Source organism: Streptomyces sp. NPDC058678, assembly GCF_042714835.1.
GTDB lineage: Bacteria > Actinomycetota > Actinomycetes > Streptomycetales > Streptomycetaceae > Streptomyces.
Map to the genome: position 1 here is coordinate 1 of NZ_JBHXSG010000089.1, position 18,302 is coordinate 18,302.

Consider the following 18,302-nt stretch of genomic DNA (forward strand, 5'->3'; position numbering starts at 1 on the left):
CACCACCTGCCGCAAATGCTCCGGCGTCGTACCGCAACAACCACCGATCAGAGACAGGCCGTAGTCACGGACGAAAGTCTCCTGCGCGTCCGCCAACCCCTCCGCGTCCAGGGGGAAGTGGGCGCCGTCCTTGGTCAGGATCGGCAGGCCGGCATTCGGCATGCACAGCAGCGGGATGCGGGAGTGGCGGGTGAGATAGCGCAGGTGCTCGCTCATCTCGGCCGGGCCGGTCGAGCAGTTGAGGCCGATCATGTCGATACCCAGCGGCTCCAGCGCGGTCAGCGCCGCACCGATCTCCGAACCCAGCAGCATCACGCCGGTCGTCTCGAAGGCCATCGAGACCACAAGGGGAACCTCGACACCGGTCGCCTCCATCGCGCGCCGGGCGCCGATCACTGAGGCCTTGGTCTGGAGCAGGTCCTGGGTCGTCTCGACGATCAGAGCGTCGGCGCCGCCGGCCAACAGGCCCTCGGCGTTGGTCTGGTAGCCGTCGCGGATCGTCGGGTACGCGATGTGGCCCAGGGTGGGGAGCTTGGTGCCCGGGCCCACCGAGCCCAGGACCCAGCGCGTGCGGCCGTCGCGGGCGGCGTACTCGTCGGCGGTCTCGCGGGCGATCCGGGCGCCGGCCTCGGACAGCTCGTACACGCGGTCGGGGATGTCGTACTCGACCATGGCCGTGTGGTTGGCACCGAAGGTGTTGGTCTCGACGCAGTCGACGCCCACGGCGAAGTACGCCTCGTGGACGGAACGGACGATGTCGGGGCGGGTCAGGTTCAGGATCTCGTTGCAGCCTTCGAGGTTCTCGAAGTCCTCCAGCGTGGGGTCCTGGGCCTGGAGCATGGTGCCCATCGCCCCGTCGGCCACCACCACACGGGAGGCGAGCGCGTCTCGGAGTGCGGACACACGAGTCCGGCTGTCGGCGGAAGGGGTCAGCGGCACAGAGGCCATGTAAGGGCTCCCTCGAGGTGCGACGGCTGTCGGCTTTGCGTCACCCGCTGGAACTCTCCCGGGGACGCACGCCGACCAGGGTAACCGGGCCGGTGGTCTGCCGGGCAGGGCGTCCACGGGGCGGACGAGGATGGCGGCAGGGTCACTCAGGGGATACGAGTGACGCAACAGATTCGGACCGACCGTTAGCGGGAGGTCGGCATGGACCGGTAGTGTTCGACATTGCCGAACGGCGGCAGCGAGCGTCGCGGAACGGCGGTCGAAGGGGACGGAGGCGGAACGGCGATGGCACGGAACATCCAGTCGCTCGAACGGGCGGCCGCGATGCTGCGGCTCCTCGCGGGCGGCGAGCGGCGGCTCGGCCTCTCGGACATCGCCTCGTCGCTGGGCCTCGCCAAAGGCACCGCGCACGGCATTCTGCGCACCCTCCAGCAGGAGGGATTCGTGGAGCAGGACGACGCCTCGGGCCGCTACCAGCTGGGCGCGGAGCTGCTGCGCCTGGGCACCACCTATCTCGACGTGCACGAGCTGCGGGCCCGTGCCCTGGTGTGGACGGACGACCTGGCCCGCTCCAGCGGGGAGAGCACCCATCTGGGCGTGCTGCACCAGCAGGGCGTGCTGATCGTGCACCACGTCTTCCGGCCGGACGACAGCCGGCAGGTGCTGGAGATCGGGGCCATGCAGCCCCTGCACTGCACGGCGCTGGGCAAGGTCCTGTCGGCCTACGACCCGGTCGCGCACAGCGAGGCACTGGAGAGCGACCGCAAGCCCTTCACGGACCGGACCGTCTGCGATCTCGACGAGTTCGAGCAGATCCTGGACATCACGCGCGCGCGTGGATACGCGGCCGACGTCGAGGAGACCTGGGAAGGCGTCGCGTCCATCGCCGCGCCCATCCACGACCGGCGGCGCATGCCGGTGGGTGCGGTCGGCATCACCGGGGCCGTGGAGCGGCTGTGCCGGGACGGGGAACTGCGTCCCGAGCTGATCGCCGCGGTGCGGGACTGCGCCCGCGCGGTGTCGCGGGACCTGGGCGCCGGGCGGTTCTGAGCATCCGTACGACTGAGGGCCGGTACGTCGAGTCGACGTACCGGCCCTCAGTCGTAACCTGACACAACGGGGCAAACCGTCAGATCGGCACACAGTGTGCCCACTCTGCAGCCGTCCGTATCGAACTCAAGATCGATAACTCGTGGCAATCAATAACGATCGCGTTTTCGCCAACAGAGCTCTTGACGTGCGCGTAACGCCGGAGCAAGACTCCCGTCCATCGGTCGGCATTGTCGAACACCTACCGGCAATACGCGCTAGAGTGTGACAACGCCAAGGGCCGGCATCGCCCTCACCCCCGAGGGCACGCGAACCACCGGAGGGACCCGGGGTTCTGCTTTCCCTGGACGAAGGACAAAGGAGTCGCGGGTGTCCAGCTCCGACATCTTCATCGGCGAGACCATCGGTACCGCCATACTCATCCTGCTCGGTGGCGGCGTCTGCGCCGCCGTCACGCTGAAGGCCTCCAAGGCACGCAACGCCGGCTGGCTCGCCATCACCTTCGGGTGGGGTTTCGCCGTACTGACGGCCGTATACACCTCGGCGCCGCTCTCCGGGGCGCACCTCAACCCGGCGGTGACGCTCGCCCTCGCCATCAAGGACGGCGACTGGAGCGACGTCCCGGTCTACTGGGCCGGCCAGCTGCTCGGCGCCGCGATCGGCGCGACCCTGGTCTGGGTCGCCTACTACGGCCAGTTCCACGCGCACCTCACCGACAGGGAGATCGTCGGCGGTCCGGGGGCGCAGGCCACCACGGCCAAGGCCGTCGAGGCGCAGGAGAAGGGCGCGGGCCCGGTCCTGGGCATCTTCTCCACCGGCCCCGAGATCCGCGTCGTGTGGCAGAACCTCGCCACGGAGATCATCGGCACCGTGGTCCTGGTGCTCGCCGTCCTCACGCAGGGCCTGAACGCCAACGGCGACGGCCTCGGCACCCTGGGCGCCCTGATCACCGCGCTCGTGGTGGTCTCCATCGGTCTGTCCCTCGGCGGTCCGACCGGCTACGCGATCAACCCGGCCCGTGACCTCGGTCCGCGTATCGTGCACGCCCTCCTGCCCCTCCCCAACAAGGGCGGCTCCGACTGGAGCTATGCCTGGATCCCGGTGGTCGGTCCGCTGATCGGCGGCGCCATCGCTGCAGGCATCTACAACGTCGCATTTGCTTAGGAGCGCCCGGCTCTCAGCGAGCCAGACCGCACGCGCCGTACGTACAGCCCCTTAACCACGGACTTCCAGGAGCACACAGTGACCGACGCCCACACCGCCGGCCCGTTCATCGCCGCCATCGACCAGGGCACCACCTCCAGCCGCTGCATCGTCTTCGACCGGGACGGCCGTATCGTCTCCGTCGACCAGAAGGAGCACGAGCAGATCTTCCCGAAGCCGGGCTGGGTCGAGCACGACGCCACCGAGATCTGGACCAACGTCCAGGAGGTCGTCGCCTCGGCGATCGCGAAGGCCGGCATCACGCGCGACGACATCAAGGCCATCGGCATCACCAACCAGCGCGAGACCACTCTGCTCTGGGACAAGAACACCGGCCAGCCCGTCCACAACGCCATCGTCTGGCAGGACACCCGCACCGACGCCCTGTGCCGGGAGCTCGGCCGCAACGTCGGCCAGGACCGCTTCCGCCGCGAGACCGGCCTTCCGCTCGCCTCCTACTTCGCCGGTCCCAAGGCCCGTTGGCTGCTGGACAACGTCGAGGGCCTGCGTGAGCGCGCCGAGGCCGGCGACATCCTCTTCGGCACCATGGACAGCTGGGTCATCTGGAACCTGACCGGTGGTGTCGACGGCGGCAGGCACGTCACCGACGTCACCAACGCCTCCCGCACCATGCTGATGAACCTGCACACGCTGGAGTGGGACCCGAAGATCGCCGAGTCCATCGGCGTCCCGCTGGCGATGCTGCCCGAGATCCGTTCCTCCGCCGAGGTGTACGGCGAGATCACCGGCGGCAAGCTGGGCGACCTGCTCGGCGGCATCCCGGTCGCCTCCGCGCTGGGCGACCAGCAGGCGGCCCTGTTCGGGCAGACCTGTTTCGCCGAGGGCGAGGCCAAGTCGACGTACGGCACCGGCACGTTCATGCTGATGAACACCGGCGACAAGATCATCAACTCGTACTCCGGGCTGCTGACCACCGTCGGCTACCGCATCGGCGACGAGACGCCGGTCTACGCCCTCGAGGGCTCGATCGCCGTCACCGGTTCGCTGGTGCAGTGGATGCGCGACCAGATGGGCCTGATCAGCACCGCCGCCGAGATCGAGACGCTCGCGCTCTCGGTCGAGGACAACGGCGGCGCGTACTTCGTGCCGGCCTTCTCCGGTCTGTTCGCCCCGTACTGGCGTCCCGACGCCCGCGGTGTGATCGCCGGCCTCACCCGGTACGTCACCAAGGCGCACATCGCGCGCGCCGTGCTGGAGGCCACCGCCTGGCAGACCCGTGAGATCAGCGACGCCATGACCAAGGACTCCGGTGTCGAGCTCGCGGCACTCAAGGTCGACGGCGGCATGACCTCCAACAACCTGCTGATGCAGACGCTCTCGGACTTCCTGGACGCGCCCGTGGTGCGTCCGATGGTCGCCGAGACCACCTGCCTCGGCGCCGCCTACGCCGCCGGCCTCGCCGTCGGCTTCTGGACCAGCACCGACGACCTGCGCGCCAACTGGCGCCGGGCCGCCGAGTGGACCCCCCGCATGGACGCGGACATCCGCGACCGTGAGTACAAGAGCTGGCTCAAGGCCGTCGAGCGGACCATGGGCTGGCTCGAGGACGAGGAGTAAGAACCCGAATGACCAGTCAGTCCACCCTGCAGTCCCTGCCTGCCCTCGGTACGCGCCCGGCCTTCGGCTCGAATCCGAGCCGAGCCGAGACCCGGGAGCAGCTCTCCAAGGCGTCGTACGACCTTCTCGTCATCGGCGGCGGCATCCTGGGCATCTCCACCGCCTGGCACGCCGCGCAGTCCGGCCTCAGGGTGGCTCTGGTCGACGCCGGAGACTTCGCCGGCGCCACCTCCTCCGCCTCCTCCAAGCTGCTCCACGGCGGTCTGCGCTACCTGCAGACCGGCGCGGTGCGGCTGGTGGCGGAGAACCACTTCGAGCGCCGTGCGGTCTCCCGCCAGGTGGCCCCCCACCTGGCGAACCCGCTCACGTTCTACCTCCCCGTGTACAAGGGCGGGCCGCACGGCGCGGCGAAGCTCGGGGCGGGCGTCTTCGCCTACTCCGCCCTGTCGGCCTTCGGTGACGGCGTCGGGCACCTGCTCTCGCCGTCGAAGGCCGCGCAGGACGTGCCCGAGCTGCGCACCGACAACCTCAAGGCCGTGGCCGTGTACGGCGACGACCAGATGAACGACTCCCGGATGGCGCTGATGACGGTCCGCGCGGCCGTCGAGGCGGGCGCCGTCGTCCTCAACCACGCCGAGGTCACCGGCCTGCGCTTCACCAGGGGCCGGGTGACGGGCGCGGAGCTGCGCGACCGCCAGTCCGGTGACGAGTTCGGTGTGAACGCCCGTCTGGTGCTCAACGCGACCGGTCCGTGGGTCGACCACCTGCGCAAGCTGGAGGACCCGAACTCCGCCCCGTCCATCCGGCTGTCGAAGGGCGCGCACCTGGTCCTGAAGCGCACCTCCCCCTGGAAGGCGGCACTCGCCACCCCGATCGACAAGTACCGCATCACCTTCGCCCTCCCCTGGGAGGACATGCTGCTGCTCGGCACGACCGACGAGGAGTACGAGGGCGACCCGGCGGACGTCGCCGTCACCGAGAAGGACACGGCCCAGATACTCGACGAGGCCGCGTTCTCCATCCGCGACCAGCAGCTCGACCGTGACCTCATCACGTACGCCTTCGCGGGTCTGCGCGTGCTTCCGGGCGGCCCCGGCAGCACGGCGAAGGCCAAGCGCGAGACGGTGGTGACCGAGGGCAAGGGCGGCATGCTGTCCGTCGCGGGCGGCAAGTGGACGACCTTCCGGCACATCGGCCGTACTGTCATGCAGAAGCTGGAGGCGCTGCCGGGACACCCGCTGGGCGACGACTTCGAGCCGATCTCCTCGCTGCCGAAGAAGCTGCCGCTGCCGGGCGTCGCCAACCCGCGCGCGGTGGCCCACCGTCTCCTCGTCGACCACCCGGCGCCGGGTCCGCGCATGGGGGCGGACACGGCCAGGCACCTGGCCACGCACTACGGTTCGCTGGCCTTCGACATCGCCCGCCTCGCCAACGACAACCCGGAGCTCGCCGAGCGCGTCCACCCGGACGCCCCGGAGATCTGGGCGCAGGTCGTCTACGCCCGTGACAACGAGTGGGCCGAGACGCAGGACGACGTGCTGCGCCGCCGTACGACGCTGACGATCCGGGGCCTGGCGACGGACGACGTCCGCGCGAAGGTCCAGGACCTGCTGGACAAGGAGTAGGCGGTACGACGCGAAAGGGGCGGCTCCACGCCGACGGAGCCGCCCCTTTCGCGTGCCCGATGGAGTGGTTCGACGTCGGCCGGCACCGGCTGCCGGCCGTCAGACCAGCGTGCGGATGTGGTCCGGTGTCGTCAACTCCGTACGGCGCACGATCAGTTCGCGGCCCAGCAGCAGGGCGCGGCGGGACGCGGGGACCGGGTCCGGCAGTGTCGTCAGGTCGGTCAGGTGGGCGAAGCCGATGATGCGGCGGACGATCTCCGTGCCGGCGTAGCCGACGGACTCCGTCCAGACGCGGCGCAGGAAGCGGTCGAGGTAGGCGTCGTCGAAGAACGTGTCGACGCGGGTCGGCCACAGGCGGCGGAACTCCGCCTCGAACGCCTCCCAGGACAGGCGGAGCTGGTCGGCGTGGTCGCTCAGGGTACCGAGAGCGCGGGCCCGTTCCTCCGAGACCAGCGCGTTGGCCCAGTACAGGCCGAGGTCGTAGCCGATCGGGCCGACGAAGGAGAACTCGGGGTCGAAGACCCGGACGACCGGGGCGCCTTCGCGTTCGCCGACCATGACGCTGCCGGTGTGCAGGTCGCCGTGGAGCAGGGCCTGGGCGCTGGTCATGAAGGTGTGGCGGAGGTCGGCGACCTCGGTGCGCAGGCGGGCGTCCGCGCGGAACCGGGCCGCCAGGTCGTCCAGCCCCGGGTGCCAGTGGTTGTGTTCGTGCTCGACGTACGGCTCGGAGAGGACGACGTCCTCGGTGATCTTGCAGAGCTCAGGGCTGACGGAGGCCGCGACGAGCGCCTTGCGTTCGGCGGACGGCATGCCGAAGTCACTGGTGGTGAAGGAGAGTTGCGCGACCAGCTCGCCGATCCTCGCCGACGTGTGCGGGCCGTACGCCGCGCCCTCGTTGAGGAGGGTGCGCAGGACCTCCAGGTCGGACATGTCCTCCATGACGAGCGCGTAGTTCTCGGGGTCGTAGCCGTGGACCGCCGGGATCTTGTCCGGGGCGACCTTGGCGAGCTGCTCGTAGGCGCGGGCCTCGGCGTCGGCGCGGTCGGGGTTCATCGGCCAGGACGGGCCTGCGACCCGGACCCACGGCAGGGCCTGCTTGACGGCGAGGCTGCGGGTGCCGTCGGCGGACGAGGCCAGGAACACCCGGTTCATGTTGCCGTCGGAGACCTCGCGGACGTGGATGTCGTCCGGGTTCGCCCAGTGGCCCCGCTCGTGCAGGTAGCCGGGGATGTCGTCGGTCTCCAGGATGCGGTAGCCCATGTCTGAATTCCTCTATGCGGTACGGCGCTTGGACAGGGTGAAACTGAAGACCAGGGCGAGGATGAGGACCGCGCCCTCGACGACGTCCTGCGTGTAGTACGGCAGTCCCTTGATGGTCAGGCCGGTGGTGATGATGCCGATGAGCACCGCGCCCAGGGCCGTGCCCCAGACGTTCGGACGTCCGCGGCCCAGCACCGACGTGCCGACCAGGGCCACGGCGACAGCCTCCAGGAGCTGGGACGTGCCGGCCGAGACGTCGCCCTGGCCGATCCGTGACGCCAGGATCAGGCCGCCGACGGAGGCGAGGACGCCGGACAGGACGTATGCCAGGGCCCGGTACGCGCCGACGCGGATGCCTGCCAGGCGGGAGGCCTCGGGGTTGGCGCCGATGGCGTACAGGACACGGCCCCAGCGGGTGCGGGCGAGGAATACCCAGGCTACGACCGTGAGCGCCCCGAAGATCAGCACGGAGACGGGAATGCCGAAGAGCGTGCCGCGGTCGATGCGCAGGAAGCCCTCGGTGAACCTGCCGGGCGCGGTGGAGCCGTCGGACATCGTCATGCCCGGGGTGATGGACTGGCCGTCGACCAGGATGAGTTTGCTGCCCTGGATGACGAACATGGTGCCGAGCGTGGCCAGCATGTCGGGGATCTTCAGTACGACGATGAGGAGCGCGTTGAGCAGGCCCGCCAGCGCGCCCGCGGCCAGCACCGCGATGATCGCGACCGTGCCGACCTGGTTGAAGACGACCATCGTCTGCGCGGCGACCGAGACACCGAGGCCGGCGACCGCGCCCACCGACATGTCCATTCCGCCCACGGCCATGGTGAGCGTGACGCCGAGGCCCAGGATGGCGGCGACGGAGACGTAGCGGAGGGTGTCGAGAAGGGTCGCCGACTCCCGGAAGGAGCCCTCGCTCAGCGCGAAGTACAAGAAGAGCGCGACCGTGACGAAGATGAAGCCGTACTTGATCACGGCGTTCTGGACGCGTACGGCGGTGGAGGTCGCGGGCGGGAGCGCCGCCTTGGTGGGGACCTCGGTGCTCTGCGTGGTGGTCATGAGGTGCTTCCGATGGTCATGAGGTGCTTCGGGTGGTCATGAGGTGCTTCGGGTGGTCATGGAGTGCTCTTCCTCGGCGGCCGGTGTCAGAGGGACTCAGACGGAGACGGCGATGGTCTGGATCACGCGGTCGCGTTCCGCGTCCTCGCCGTACGCGTCGAGGTGGATCTCGCCGGCGGCGAGGACGACGACCCGGTCGGCGACCTCGAGGACCTCGTCGACGTCGGCGGACAGGACGAGCACGGCGGCGCCCTCCGCGGCGAGGGCGCGGGCGCGGCGGGCGATGTCCCGGCGGGCGCCGATGTCCACGCCTCGGAACGGTTCGTCCAGAATGAGGACGCGGGGGGTCTTCGCGAGCCAGCGGCCGACGACGACCTTCTGCTGGTTGCCGCCGGACAGCTCCTCGACGGTGCTGTGCTCGTCGCGGGCGACGACGCCGAGGGCGTCGATGGCCTCGCGGCCCAGCGCGTCCTCACGGGAGCGGCTCACGAGTCCGCCCCTCGACAGGGACTTGAGGAACGGCAGGGAGATGTTCTGCGCCACCGACCAGCCGGGGACCAGGGCGTCGGCGTGCCGGTCCTCGGGGACCAGGTGGATCCCGCCGCGGATGGCGTCGGCGGGGCGGCGGGGTTCGTACGGCTTCCCGTCGAGCTCGACCGTGCCCGCCGGGAACGGTTCCGCGCCGAACAGGCCGCGCGCCAGCTCGGTCTTTCCGGCACCCAGCAGGCCCACCACGCCGGTGACCTCGCCGGTGCGGAGGTCGAGGTCGAGCGGGGCCCGGCCCTCGAGGAGACGGACATCGCGCAGGGAGAGGACGACGTCTCCCTGCTCGCCCTCCCGGACCGGGCGGGCCGTCGTCGCCTCCTGCGCCTGGGCGAGCATCGCGCGCAGGGCGGCGTCCCAGTCGAAGGGTCTGGTCTGGTCCTCGGTGAGACGGCCGTCCCGCAGGACGACCAGACGGTCGGCGAGCGCGTCGATCTCGCCCAGGCGGTGGGAGACGTAGAGGACCGCGATGCCGTCGTCGCGCATCTTCTCGACGAGGGCGAAGAGCCGTTCCGCCTCGGCCGCCGACAGCGCCGAGGTCGGCTCGTCGAGGATCAGCAGGCGGGGGCGGGTCGCGAGGGCGCGGGCGAGGACCAGCAACTGGCGGTCGGAGATACCGAGTTCGGTGACGTCCTTCCTGAGCAGCGAGTCGCTCCAGCCGAGGCCGAGGGACGCCTGGATCTCACGGGCGCGGGCGAGGACCCGCCCACCGTTCACGAACGGGTTCCCGCGCCGTTGCGCAAGCTCCTCGAAGACCAGGTTCTCGGCGACCGTCAGGCCGGGCACGATGCCCTCGGAGATGCGCTGGTGCACGGTCTGGATGCCCAACTGCCGGGCGGCAAGAGGAGAGTTGAGGGTGACCGGTTTTCCGTCCACCCGTACCTCTCCTCCATGGTCCGTGTGGACGCCCGACAGGATCTTGATCAGCGTCGACTTGCCGGCCCCGTTCGCGCCGAGCAGCGCGACCACGCTGCCCGGGGCGATGTCGAGCGAGACGGCGGCGAGGACCGTCCTGCCGCCGAAGGCCATGCTGACGTCGGTGAGACCGACGGCGGGAGGCACCGCCGTGGCTTCATCAGTGGGCGACATTGGAGATCCAGTCCGCGGTGCTGACCTTGGAGAGGTTCAGCGCGGGCAGCGCCTCCCGCAGCTGGTCCATGTTCGCGATCTTCTTCTCGCGCAGGAAGTCCTGGGTGATGGCGACGGCCGGGAACGACACCGTGGCCTTGTTCAGCTCACCGGCCAGTTCCAGGGCGGTCGTACGGACGACGGCGGCGCCGACCGCGGACGGGTCGGTGCCCGCCGTGGCGACCCACGGGCTGCCCGCGGCGGTCATGTTCTGGATGTCGGCGTTGGAGACGTCCGCGCCGAAGACCTTCACCTTGTCCTGGAGCTTCTTGTTCTGCACGGCGAGGACGGTGCCCTTGGCGAGCTCGTCGTAGGGGGCGAAGACGCCGGCCACGTCCGAATGCTGGGTGAGCGCGGCGGAGACCAGGGGAACGTTGTCGGTGGCCGTGGAGTCGGTGACCTTGCCGACCTTGAACTCCTGCTTCCAGCCCTGCGCGTCGGCCGTCTTCTTCCAGACGCTGTCGCGCTTGTCGAGGGCGGCGTAACCGGCCACGTTGACGTAGCCGACCTTGGCGTCCTTGCCGACCTTCTCGGCCATCACGTCGAGGACGGCCTGGGCCATGCTGGCGTCGTCCTGTTCGGTGCTGACGACGCCCTCGGTCGAGGTATCGACGTCGTAGACGACGACCTTGATGCCCTTCTTCACGGCCTTGTCGATCTCCGGCTGGATGGTCGCCGGGAAGCCGTGGTCGATGATGATCGCCTTCGCGCCGGAGTTGATGGCCGAGGACAGGTCGGTGGCCTGCTTGGCGTTGTCGGCCTGGGCGTCGTACACGGTCAGGTCGATGCCGAGGGCCTTGGCCTGCGCCTTGGCACCGTTGCCCCACTGCTCGAAGTAGTCACCGGCGCCGCTCTGCCGGACCAGGGCCACCTTGACGGCGCCCGCGCTGAAGGGCGCGGGCTTCTTGCCGGTGGCGGCGGCGGCCGGGGCCGCGGAGTCGCCACTGCCCTCGGAGGCGTCCGAGGACTGCGAGCAGCCCGCGAGGAGGAGGGCGGAGACCGAGGCCAGCGAGAGCGCGGCGAGGGGGAGGCGGGTACGGGACATGCGGGGCTCCAGGTGCGGGGTGGTGCGAAGGTGAGTGAAGGTAGGAGTGCGTGACCCGGAGCAGGGGACGACGGCAGTGCGCCAGGGACGACGGCAACGCACCAGGGACGACGGAGATGCGCCATCACGCGGGCAGGCGGCGAACACCCGGGAAGGCAGGGCGCGTCGGGGCTCCGGATGTGGTCAGCGACAGCGGGCTGTGGTCGACCGGAGCAAGTCCACGTACAGCCGCCGCACGAGCAGCAGCGTCTTCATATGCAGATCATGGGAACGTTTTCAGCCATGCGTCAAAGCAATGGAAGCCGATTCTCAGTGGGTGAGACGCCGACTACGTCACACCTGGTGGCCGCACGGCCGGGAGTTACCATCACGGAACCGGCACCCGCCCCGGCACAGTGAGGCCCTGATGACGACACCACCCGCGACAGCGACGCGCATGCCCTGCATGCGGTGCTGTACCGGCGCAGCGTGTCGCGGCTGAGCACCTGTCCGCCGCCGCCCGCTGCCCTTCGTCTCGCCCCCTCCCCCCACTCCCCCTCCCTTCTCCGGATGTCCGCTGACCGTCTCGGTCTCCGGACTTCCTTCCCGTCTCCTGGAGTTGCTGCCATGACCCTGCTGACCACCTGGTCCGAGTCCGGCCCCGAGACCCTGGTCCGCCGCACCTCGGACCCCGCCGAGATCGCCGAGGCGCTCAAGCCGCTCGGCGTGCGCTACGAGCAGTGGCCGATCCGTGAGGACGTCCCCTTCGACGCCGACAGCGACACCGTGTTCGCGGCGTACGGCCCTGAGATCGAGAGGCTGAACGCCGAGGAGGGCTTCACCACCGTCGACGTGCTCGGTCTGCACCCCAGCGACGACCCGGAGTTCCCGGCGAAGGCGAAGGCCGCCCGGGCGAAGTTCCTCCAGGAGCACACGCACGACGACGATGACGAGGTCCGCTTCTTCGTCTCCGGCTCCGGCATCTTCTATCTGCACGCCGACGGCGAGGTGCACGCGGTCTTCTGCGAGAAGGGCGACCTGCTGGGCGTGCCGCGCGGCACCACGCACTGGTTCGACATGGGCACGAAGCCGTCCTTCACCGCGATCCGCTTCTTCCACGAGGAGGACGGCTGGATCGGCAGCTTCACCGGCTCCACCATCGCCTCCCGCTTCCCGGACTACGACACGATCGCGGCCGGCTACGCCGCGGACCGGGCCGCCGCGTGAGCGTGCGGGGCCTGCGGTTCGACGTGGACGCCGTGGTGCTCGACATCGAGGGCACCACGAGCGCCACGGGCTTCGTCGTCGACGTCCTGTACCCGTACTCGCGCTCACGCTTCGCCGCGCTGCTCACCGAGCGGGGCGACGAGCCCGACGTGGCACGGGCGGTCGGGCAGGTGCGGGAGCTGATCGACGCCCCGGACGCCGACGCCGCGGACGTCGAGAAGACGCTGAACGCGTGGCTCGACGAGGACCGCAAGGCCACACCCCTGAAGACGCTCCAGGGCCTCATCTGGTCCGAGGGCTTCGCGAGCGGCGACCTCGTCTCGCACTTCTACGACGACGTCGTACCGGCGTTGCGGGCGTGGCACGCGGCGGGAGTACGGCTGTACGTCTACTCGTCCGGGTCGGTGGCCGCGCAGCGGGCGTGGTTCACCAACAGCCCGGAGGGCGACCTCACGTCCCTGGTCTCGGGTCTGTACGACACCGAGAACGCGGGGCCCAAGCAGGAGCCGGAGTCGTATCGCCGTATCGCCGAGTCGGCCGGGGTCGCCGGGGACCGTCTTCTCTTCCTCTCCGACCGGCCGGGCGAGCTGGACGCGGCCCGTGAGGCCGGCTGGTCCGCCGTCGGGATCCGGCGGCCCGGGGAGCCGTACTACGAGCAGGGCGTCGGGGATCACGCGCAGGCGGGGACGTTCGACGAGATCAGCATCAGCACTTCTGGGAGCAGCACGTGACCGCGGACATCAGCGCACTCGACCTCGAGGAGGCCGGGGCGGTGCTCGCCGCCGAGGCCGCCCGTTTCGCGTCCTTCGGCTGGATGCGGGGGACGTCCGGCAACCTGTCCGTGGTGTTGTCCCGTGAGCCGCTGCGGCTCGCGGTCACCGCGAGCGGGCACGACAAGGGCGAACTGACGCCCGCTGACGTGGTGTTGGTCGACGGCCGGGGCGCCGCGGTGCAGGGCGGCAAGCCGTCCGCCGAGGCCGAACTGCACGCGCGCGTGGCCGCGCTGACGGGTGCCGGTGCCGTGGTGCACGTGCACACGGTGGCGTCGGTGGCGATGGGCCGCCGTGAACCGGACGGGATCGTCCTCAGGGACGTGGAGATGCTCAAGGGCGTCGGCCAGCCCGCCCACGACGTCGAGGTGACGCTGCCGGTCATCGCCAACAGCCAGGACATGTCGGTCCTCGGGGATCGCCTGGAGGCGGCACGCGATCCGCGGATGCCGGCGGTGGTCGTGGCCGGGCACGGGCTGTACGTGTGGGGCGCGGATCCGCGGCAGGCCCGGCACCACACCGAAGTGGTGGAGTGGCTGCTGGAGTTGGAGCTCAGCCGGCGGTGACCCACCACCGCGCCTCTGCATCGCCGTACGCCGTCCGGGCGGGCCTCCCGCCCGGACAGGTCCTATCCGTCGTCGCCTCTGTGACCCGAACTCCGGTCTCCCCGCCCCGACACGCGCACCAGCTCACCGACCGCCAGCGTGACGGTCGCCGCCGCGCGCACCCAGCTCGGGCCCCCGCGCGACGCCCACACGACGCAGACGCACCCCGCGACGACCAGTACGAGCACGCCGAGCAGCACGAGCACGATCACGCTCATTCCCCTGCCCCTGTCGAGGTCCCGGCGTCCCGCAGGTGCTCTGCGGGCACCTGCCCCGCCGACACCTCGAGCACGCCCCGTTCCGTCACCAGCCCCGTCACCAGCCGCCCCGGAGTGACGTCGAACGCCGGGTTGTGGCCGCGGGACTCGGCCGGCGCGGTGCGTACGCCCGCCCACTCCAGCACCTCGGCCTCGTCGCGGAGTTCGATGTGGATGTCGTCGCCGGTCTTGGTGGCCAGGTCGACCGTGGTGGTGGGGGCCGCGACCAGGAACGGGATGCCGGCGTCCGCGCAGGCGAGGGCGACGCCCACGGTGCCGACCTTGTTCGCCGTGTCGCCGTTGGCCGCGATGCGGTCGGCGCCGACGACCGCCGCGTCGACCTCGCCGCGCAGGATGGTGCCGGCCGCGGCCCCGTCGGCCTGGACGTAGTGCGGTATGCCCTCCTGGACCAGCTCCCAGGCGGTCAGGCGGGAGCCCTGGAGCAGGGGGCGCGTCTCGTCGGCGTAGACGACCTCCAGCAGTCCGCGCGCGTGCAGTTCGCGGATCACACCGAGGGCCGTGCCCCAGCCGGCGGTCGCCAGCGCGCCCGTGTTGCAGTGGGTCAGGATGCGCAACGGGCGGTCCGCGCCGAGCCGTTCGAGCAGCCAGTCGGCGCCGTGCGCACCCATCGCGCGGTTGGCCTCGACGTCCTCGCGCTGGACTGCGGCGGCCTCCTCCAGCATCGCACCGAGCCCCTCGGGCAGGCGTTCGGTGACCCGGTCGACGCAGACCATGAGGTTGACGGCTGTCGGCCGGGCCTCACGGATGCGGGCGATGGCCGCGAGGATCTCGAAGTCTGTCCAGCCCTCCCGCTCCCCCTGGAGCAGGGCGAGCGCCGCGCCGTACGCCCCCGCCGCCCCGATCGCCGGCGCACCGCGCACCACGAGGCGCTGGATGGCGTCCACCAGAGTGTCCACGTCCTGGACGTGCTGCGTCTCGGTGCGGTGCGGAAGCAGCGTCTGGTCGATCAACGCGATGCCGGAACCCGTCCATTCGACGGCGCGCAGTTCGTGGGCCATAACGGGAGACTCCTGATGGTCCGGGGGTGTCGCATACCGTACATGACCTCGGAGAACCGCTGTTCGACGTGTCGAGCCTCCCGTACGCCTGCACGAGGGCCCGCCGCCGTCGCCGTACCACTCCTTCCGGAGCCGCCTCATGACGCTGGACCTGTCGCCCATCACCCGCATACCCCGCACCGGCCTCCCGGCGCACGCGGTCGTCGTCGGCGACCCGGCGCGCGCGGCGGCCGTCGCCGCGCTCCTCGACGCCGCCGAGGAGGTCTCGTACCACCGCGAATACCGTGTGTTCAGCGGCGGTTGGAAGGGCCTGCCGGTCGCCGTCGCCTCGCACGGGGTGGGCGCGCCGGGCGCGATCCTGCTGTTCCAGGAGCTGGCGGACGCGGGGGTGCGCACGCTCATCCGGTTCGGTACGGCGGGCGCGATGAAGCCCGGCATCGGGGACGGCGACCTCGTCATCGCGGAGGCGGCCGTGCGGGACGACGGGGTCACGCAGCAGTTGCTGCCACCGGAGTTCCCGGCCGTCTCCTCGCCGGAGGCGGTCTTCGCGCTCCAGCGCGCGGCCCGCGCGGCGGGCGCCCCGCACCACCGGGGGATCGTGTGGACGCGGGCGGCCTTCCAGCCGGGGCTCCTTCCACTGTTCTCCTACGCCGGTGCCGGGCTCGCGGCCATCGAGATGGAGCTGTCGGCGCTGTTCGTGACCGCCTCGCTGCGCGGGCTCGTCGCGGGCGGCGTCCTCGTCGTCGACGGGGTGAACGCCGACGAACTGGTCGACGAGGAGATGACCGGCGGGTACGACCCGCACCGGGAGATCGTCGCGGCGGGCGTCCGGAAGGGCGCCGTCGTGTCGCTGGAGGCGTTGCGGCTGCTGGCGGAGGAGTAACGGGCGTGACCATCGGCCTGCCGGCGCACGGCGGGCCGCGGCTGCCCACCTCGTCCCACCCTCATGAGGGCAGTGATCTCCGGTCCGGCGGCACTTGTCCGAGCGGACCGCATAATGTGGCTGAGACATCCGATGTCTCAGCAGGGTATGGGCACGAGGGAGGCCGGTCATGGCAGTCACCGACGAGGCGATCGAGAAGATCAAGGGCATGATCGTCTCCGGCGCGCTGCGCCCCGGCGACCGGCTCCCCAAGGAGAGCGAGCTCGCCGCCGAGCTCGGCCTGTCCCGCAACTCCCTGCGGGAGGCGGTGCGCGCCCTGTCCCTGATCCGGATCCTGGACGTACGGCAGGGCGACGGCACGTACGTCACCAGCCTCGACCCGCAGCTCCTGCTGGAGGCGCTGAGCTTCGTCGTCGACTTCCACCGCGACGACACCGTGCTGGAGTTCCTGGCCGTACGCCGCATCCTGGAACCGGCCGCGACCGCGATGGCGGCCCTGCGGATCAGCGAGCAGCAACTGGACGCGCTCTCGGCACAGTTGGACAAGCTGGGCGACAGCCCGTCGGTGGAGGAGCTGGTCGCCTGTGACCTGGACTTCCACCGCGGCATCGTGCAGAGCTCCGGGAACTCCGTGCTGTGTTCCCTGATGGACGGCCTGTCTGGTCCCACCACCCGGGCCCGCATCTGGCGCGGGCTGACCCAGGAGGACGCGGTCAGCCGCACCCTGCACGAGCACCGGGCGATCCTGGCGGCGCTGCGCGACCGGGACGCGGAGGCGGCACGTTCCTGGGCGACCGTGCACATCGCGAGCGTCGAGCAGTGGCTCAGGTCGAGCCTGTGAGGAGCACCCCACGAGGGGTGTCCCACGGTGGCGATCGGGGCAGTGATCCGTTCACTCCCCCGTGCAAGGGGGCTGCGGGCGCCCCCGCCGCACGCCGTAAGGTTGGGTCGTTAAGCGAGGGCACGTCGGAAGGAGGCGCTGGGTGATCGAGCTGGAGGGAGTTCCCGAGCTGATCGACCCAGTCATGGTGGCCGCGTTCGAGGGCTGGAACGATGCCGGCGACGCCGCCTCCGCCGCGGTCGCGCACCTGGACCGGGAGTGGAAGGGCGAGGTGTTCGCGGCGCTGGACGCCGAGGACTACTACGACTTCCAGGTGAACCGCCCCACGGTGTGGCTGGACGGCGGTGTCCGCAAGATCACGTGGCCCACGACCCGTCTCTCGGTCGTCCGGGTCGGCGGCGAGAAGCCGCGCGATCTGGTGCTCGTCCGAGGTATCGAACCGTCGATGCGCTGGCGCTCGTTCTGCAACGAGATCCTCGGCTTCGCCCATGAGCTGGGCGTGGAGCTGGTGGTGGTCCTGGGCGCCCTGCTCGGTGACACCCCGCACACCCGTCCGGTCCCGGTCAGTGGCGTCACGTCCGACCCGGACCTGGCCCAGCGCATGGATCTGGAGGAGACCAAGTACGAGGGCCCCACGGGCATCGTCGGCATCCTCCAGGAGGCGTGCACGCACGCGGGCGTACCGGCCGTGTCGCTGTGGGCGGCCGTCCCGCACTACGTGTCGCAGCCGCCGAACCCGAAGGCGACGCTGGCCCTCCTCAACCGTCTGGAGGACCTGATCGACGTACGCATCCCGCTGGGCGAGCTGCCCGAGGACGCGCGCGCCTGGCAGGTGGGCGTCGACCAGCTGGCCGCCGAGGACAGTGAGGTCGCCGAGTACGTCCAGTCGCTGGAGGAGGCCCGCGACACCGCGGAGCTGCCGGAGGCGTCGGGCGAGGCGATCGCCCGTGAGTTCGAGCGGTATCTGCGGCGCCGGGACGGGTCCGGGCCGGGCGGCTCCGGCGGGCATGCCACGGCCGACGGCAGCGACAGCACGCCCTACCTGCGGGACAACCCCGGTGGTCGTGCGAAACCGCCGAAGCCGCCGAAACCGGACGTGGACGCGGCGGACGCAGGCACAGACGCAGACGCCGAAGCGGACGACGAGGACTCGTCACCGGAGGACTGAGACCAGTGAGGGCGGTGTGCCGGCCGGCACACCGCCCTTGAGGGTGGGTCGTGAGAACAGGTGCACCCCCACCACAGAGGTATACGGAGTCCGTTTGGCCTACACGGCGAAGCG

17 protein-coding genes are annotated in these 18,302 nt (G+C 70.6%); 10 read left to right on the forward strand and 7 right to left on the reverse strand.

Going from position 1 to position 18,302, the window contains the following annotated elements; all coding sequences use genetic code 11:
* A partial coding sequence (locus tag ACFWWR_RS43340) for a homocysteine S-methyltransferase family protein (RefSeq protein ID WP_384309718.1) occupies positions 1–948 on the reverse strand: 948 nt, incomplete at its 3' end.
* 285 nt (positions 949–1,233) lie between these two features.
* On the opposite strand from ACFWWR_RS43340, the gene ACFWWR_RS43345 reads away from it, so the two are divergent.
* From ACFWWR_RS43345 to ACFWWR_RS43360, 4 genes are all read left to right on the forward strand, one after another.
* Positions 1,234–1,998 (forward strand): IclR family transcriptional regulator, encoded by a 765-nt coding sequence (locus ACFWWR_RS43345; RefSeq protein ID WP_383876036.1) that lies wholly within the window; start codon positions 1,234–1,236, stop codon positions 1,996–1,998.
* A 369-nt stretch (positions 1,999–2,367) separates the two neighbouring features.
* Entirely contained in the window at positions 2,368–3,162 is a 795-nt protein-coding gene (locus tag ACFWWR_RS43350; protein ID WP_384309721.1) for an MIP/aquaporin family protein, read from the forward strand.
* 78 nt (positions 3,163–3,240) lie between these two features.
* A complete protein-coding gene (gene glpK, locus ACFWWR_RS43355; protein ID WP_383876039.1) occupies positions 3,241–4,779 on the forward strand; it encodes a glycerol kinase GlpK in 1,539 nt (512 codons plus the stop codon).
* Positions 4,780–4,787: 8 nt separating this feature from the next.
* On the forward strand, positions 4,788–6,404 hold the full coding sequence (locus ACFWWR_RS43360; RefSeq protein WP_383876041.1) for an FAD-dependent oxidoreductase: 1,617 nt from the start codon (positions 4,788–4,790) through the stop codon (positions 6,402–6,404).
* Between the two features lie 99 nt (positions 6,405–6,503).
* Here ACFWWR_RS43360 and mtnK read toward each other — a convergent pair whose 3' ends face one another.
* The 4 genes from mtnK to ACFWWR_RS43380 all read right to left on the reverse strand — a co-directional run bounded on the left by mtnK (position 6,504) and on the right by ACFWWR_RS43380 (position 11,439).
* Entirely contained in the window at positions 6,504–7,664 is a 1,161-nt protein-coding gene (mtnK, locus tag ACFWWR_RS43365; protein ID WP_384309723.1) for an S-methyl-5-thioribose kinase, read from the reverse strand.
* A 12-nt stretch (positions 7,665–7,676) separates the two neighbouring features.
* Positions 7,677–8,723 (reverse strand): ABC transporter permease, encoded by a 1,047-nt coding sequence (locus ACFWWR_RS43370; protein WP_383876045.1) that lies wholly within the window; start codon positions 8,721–8,723, stop codon positions 7,677–7,679.
* A 96-nt stretch (positions 8,724–8,819) separates the two neighbouring features.
* Positions 8,820–10,355 carry a sugar ABC transporter ATP-binding protein gene (locus tag ACFWWR_RS43375; RefSeq protein ID WP_384309724.1) on the reverse strand — a complete coding sequence of 512 codons (1,536 nt, stop codon included), beginning with the start codon at positions 10,353–10,355 and terminating at the stop codon, positions 8,820–8,822.
* Positions 10,342–11,439 carry a substrate-binding domain-containing protein gene (locus ACFWWR_RS43380; protein WP_383876049.1) on the reverse strand — a complete coding sequence of 366 codons (1,098 nt, stop codon included), beginning with the start codon at positions 11,437–11,439 and terminating at the stop codon, positions 10,342–10,344. Before ACFWWR_RS43380 ends, ACFWWR_RS43375 begins: the two co-directional genes overlap by 14 nt.
* A 606-nt stretch (positions 11,440–12,045) precedes the next feature.
* Here ACFWWR_RS43380 and ACFWWR_RS43385 point away from each other — a divergent pair.
* Genes ACFWWR_RS43385 through mtnB form a run of 3 tightly spaced genes read left to right on the forward strand, consistent with a single transcriptional unit; the run spans position 12,046 to position 13,981 of the window.
* Complete coding sequence (locus ACFWWR_RS43385; RefSeq protein WP_384309727.1) at positions 12,046–12,645, forward strand: acireductone dioxygenase; 600 nt, start codon at positions 12,046–12,048, stop codon at positions 12,643–12,645.
* Positions 12,642–13,376, forward strand: coding sequence for an acireductone synthase (gene mtnC, locus ACFWWR_RS43390; RefSeq protein WP_383876053.1), 735 nt, complete (start codon positions 12,642–12,644; stop codon positions 13,374–13,376). Before ACFWWR_RS43385 ends, mtnC begins: the two co-directional genes overlap by 4 nt.
* A complete protein-coding gene (mtnB, locus tag ACFWWR_RS43395; protein WP_383876055.1) occupies positions 13,373–13,981 on the forward strand; it encodes a methylthioribulose 1-phosphate dehydratase in 609 nt (202 codons plus the stop codon). Before mtnC ends, mtnB begins: the two co-directional genes overlap by 4 nt.
* 62 nt (positions 13,982–14,043) lie before the next feature.
* Here mtnB and ACFWWR_RS43400 read toward each other — a convergent pair whose 3' ends face one another.
* Both ACFWWR_RS43400 and mtnA read right to left on the reverse strand, forming a co-directional pair.
* Positions 14,044–14,238, reverse strand: coding sequence for a hypothetical protein (locus tag ACFWWR_RS43400; protein ID WP_383876057.1), 195 nt, complete (start codon positions 14,236–14,238; stop codon positions 14,044–14,046).
* Positions 14,235–15,296, reverse strand: a complete 1,062-nt coding sequence (gene mtnA, locus ACFWWR_RS43405; RefSeq protein ID WP_384309731.1) for an S-methyl-5-thioribose-1-phosphate isomerase — start codon at positions 15,294–15,296, stop codon at positions 14,235–14,237. The genes ACFWWR_RS43400 and mtnA overlap by 4 nt, the downstream gene beginning before the upstream one ends.
* Before the next feature lie 139 nt (positions 15,297–15,435).
* Between mtnA and ACFWWR_RS43410 the strand changes: the two genes are divergently transcribed.
* The 3 genes from ACFWWR_RS43410 (at position 15,436) to ACFWWR_RS43420 (ending at position 18,188) form a co-directional block, all read left to right on the forward strand.
* Positions 15,436–16,179 carry a purine-nucleoside phosphorylase gene (locus ACFWWR_RS43410; RefSeq protein WP_383876060.1) on the forward strand — a complete coding sequence of 248 codons (744 nt, stop codon included), beginning with the start codon at positions 15,436–15,438 and terminating at the stop codon, positions 16,177–16,179.
* Positions 16,180–16,348: 169 nt separating this feature from the next.
* Complete coding sequence (locus ACFWWR_RS43415; RefSeq protein WP_383876062.1) at positions 16,349–17,020, forward strand: FadR/GntR family transcriptional regulator; 672 nt, start codon at positions 16,349–16,351, stop codon at positions 17,018–17,020.
* 142 nt (positions 17,021–17,162) lie between these two features.
* Positions 17,163–18,188, forward strand: coding sequence for a PAC2 family protein (locus tag ACFWWR_RS43420; RefSeq protein ID WP_383876064.1), 1,026 nt, complete (start codon positions 17,163–17,165; stop codon positions 18,186–18,188).
* Positions 18,189–18,302: the final 114 nt, after the last annotated feature.

Coding starts and splice junctions, on each gene's coding strand:
- ACFWWR_RS43345 (WP_383876036.1), top strand. CDS start 1,234: ATGGCACGGAACATCCAGTCGCTCGAACGGGCGGCCGCGATGCTGCGG.
- ACFWWR_RS43360 (WP_383876041.1), top strand. CDS start 4,788: ATGACCAGTCAGTCCACCCTGCAGTCCCTGCCTGCCCTCGGTACGCGC.
- mtnK (WP_384309723.1), bottom strand. CDS start 7,664: ATGGGCTACCGCATCCTGGAGACCGACGACATCCCCGGCTACCTGCAC.
- ACFWWR_RS43370 (WP_383876045.1), bottom strand. CDS start 8,723: ATGACCACCACGCAGAGCACCGAGGTCCCCACCAAGGCGGCGCTCCCG.
- ACFWWR_RS43375 (WP_384309724.1), bottom strand. CDS start 10,355: ATGTCGCCCACTGATGAAGCCACGGCGGTGCCTCCCGCCGTCGGTCTC.
- ACFWWR_RS43380 (WP_383876049.1), bottom strand. CDS start 11,439: ATGTCCCGTACCCGCCTCCCCCTCGCCGCGCTCTCGCTGGCCTCGGTC.
- ACFWWR_RS43385 (WP_384309727.1), top strand. CDS start 12,046: ATGACCCTGCTGACCACCTGGTCCGAGTCCGGCCCCGAGACCCTGGTC.
- ACFWWR_RS43400 (WP_383876057.1), bottom strand. CDS start 14,238: ATGAGCGTGATCGTGCTCGTGCTGCTCGGCGTGCTCGTACTGGTCGTC.
- mtnA (WP_384309731.1), bottom strand. CDS start 15,296: ATGGCCCACGAACTGCGCGCCGTCGAATGGACGGGTTCCGGCATCGCG.
- ACFWWR_RS43410 (WP_383876060.1), top strand. CDS start 15,436: ATGACGCTGGACCTGTCGCCCATCACCCGCATACCCCGCACCGGCCTC.
- ACFWWR_RS43415 (WP_383876062.1), top strand. CDS start 16,349: ATGGCAGTCACCGACGAGGCGATCGAGAAGATCAAGGGCATGATCGTC.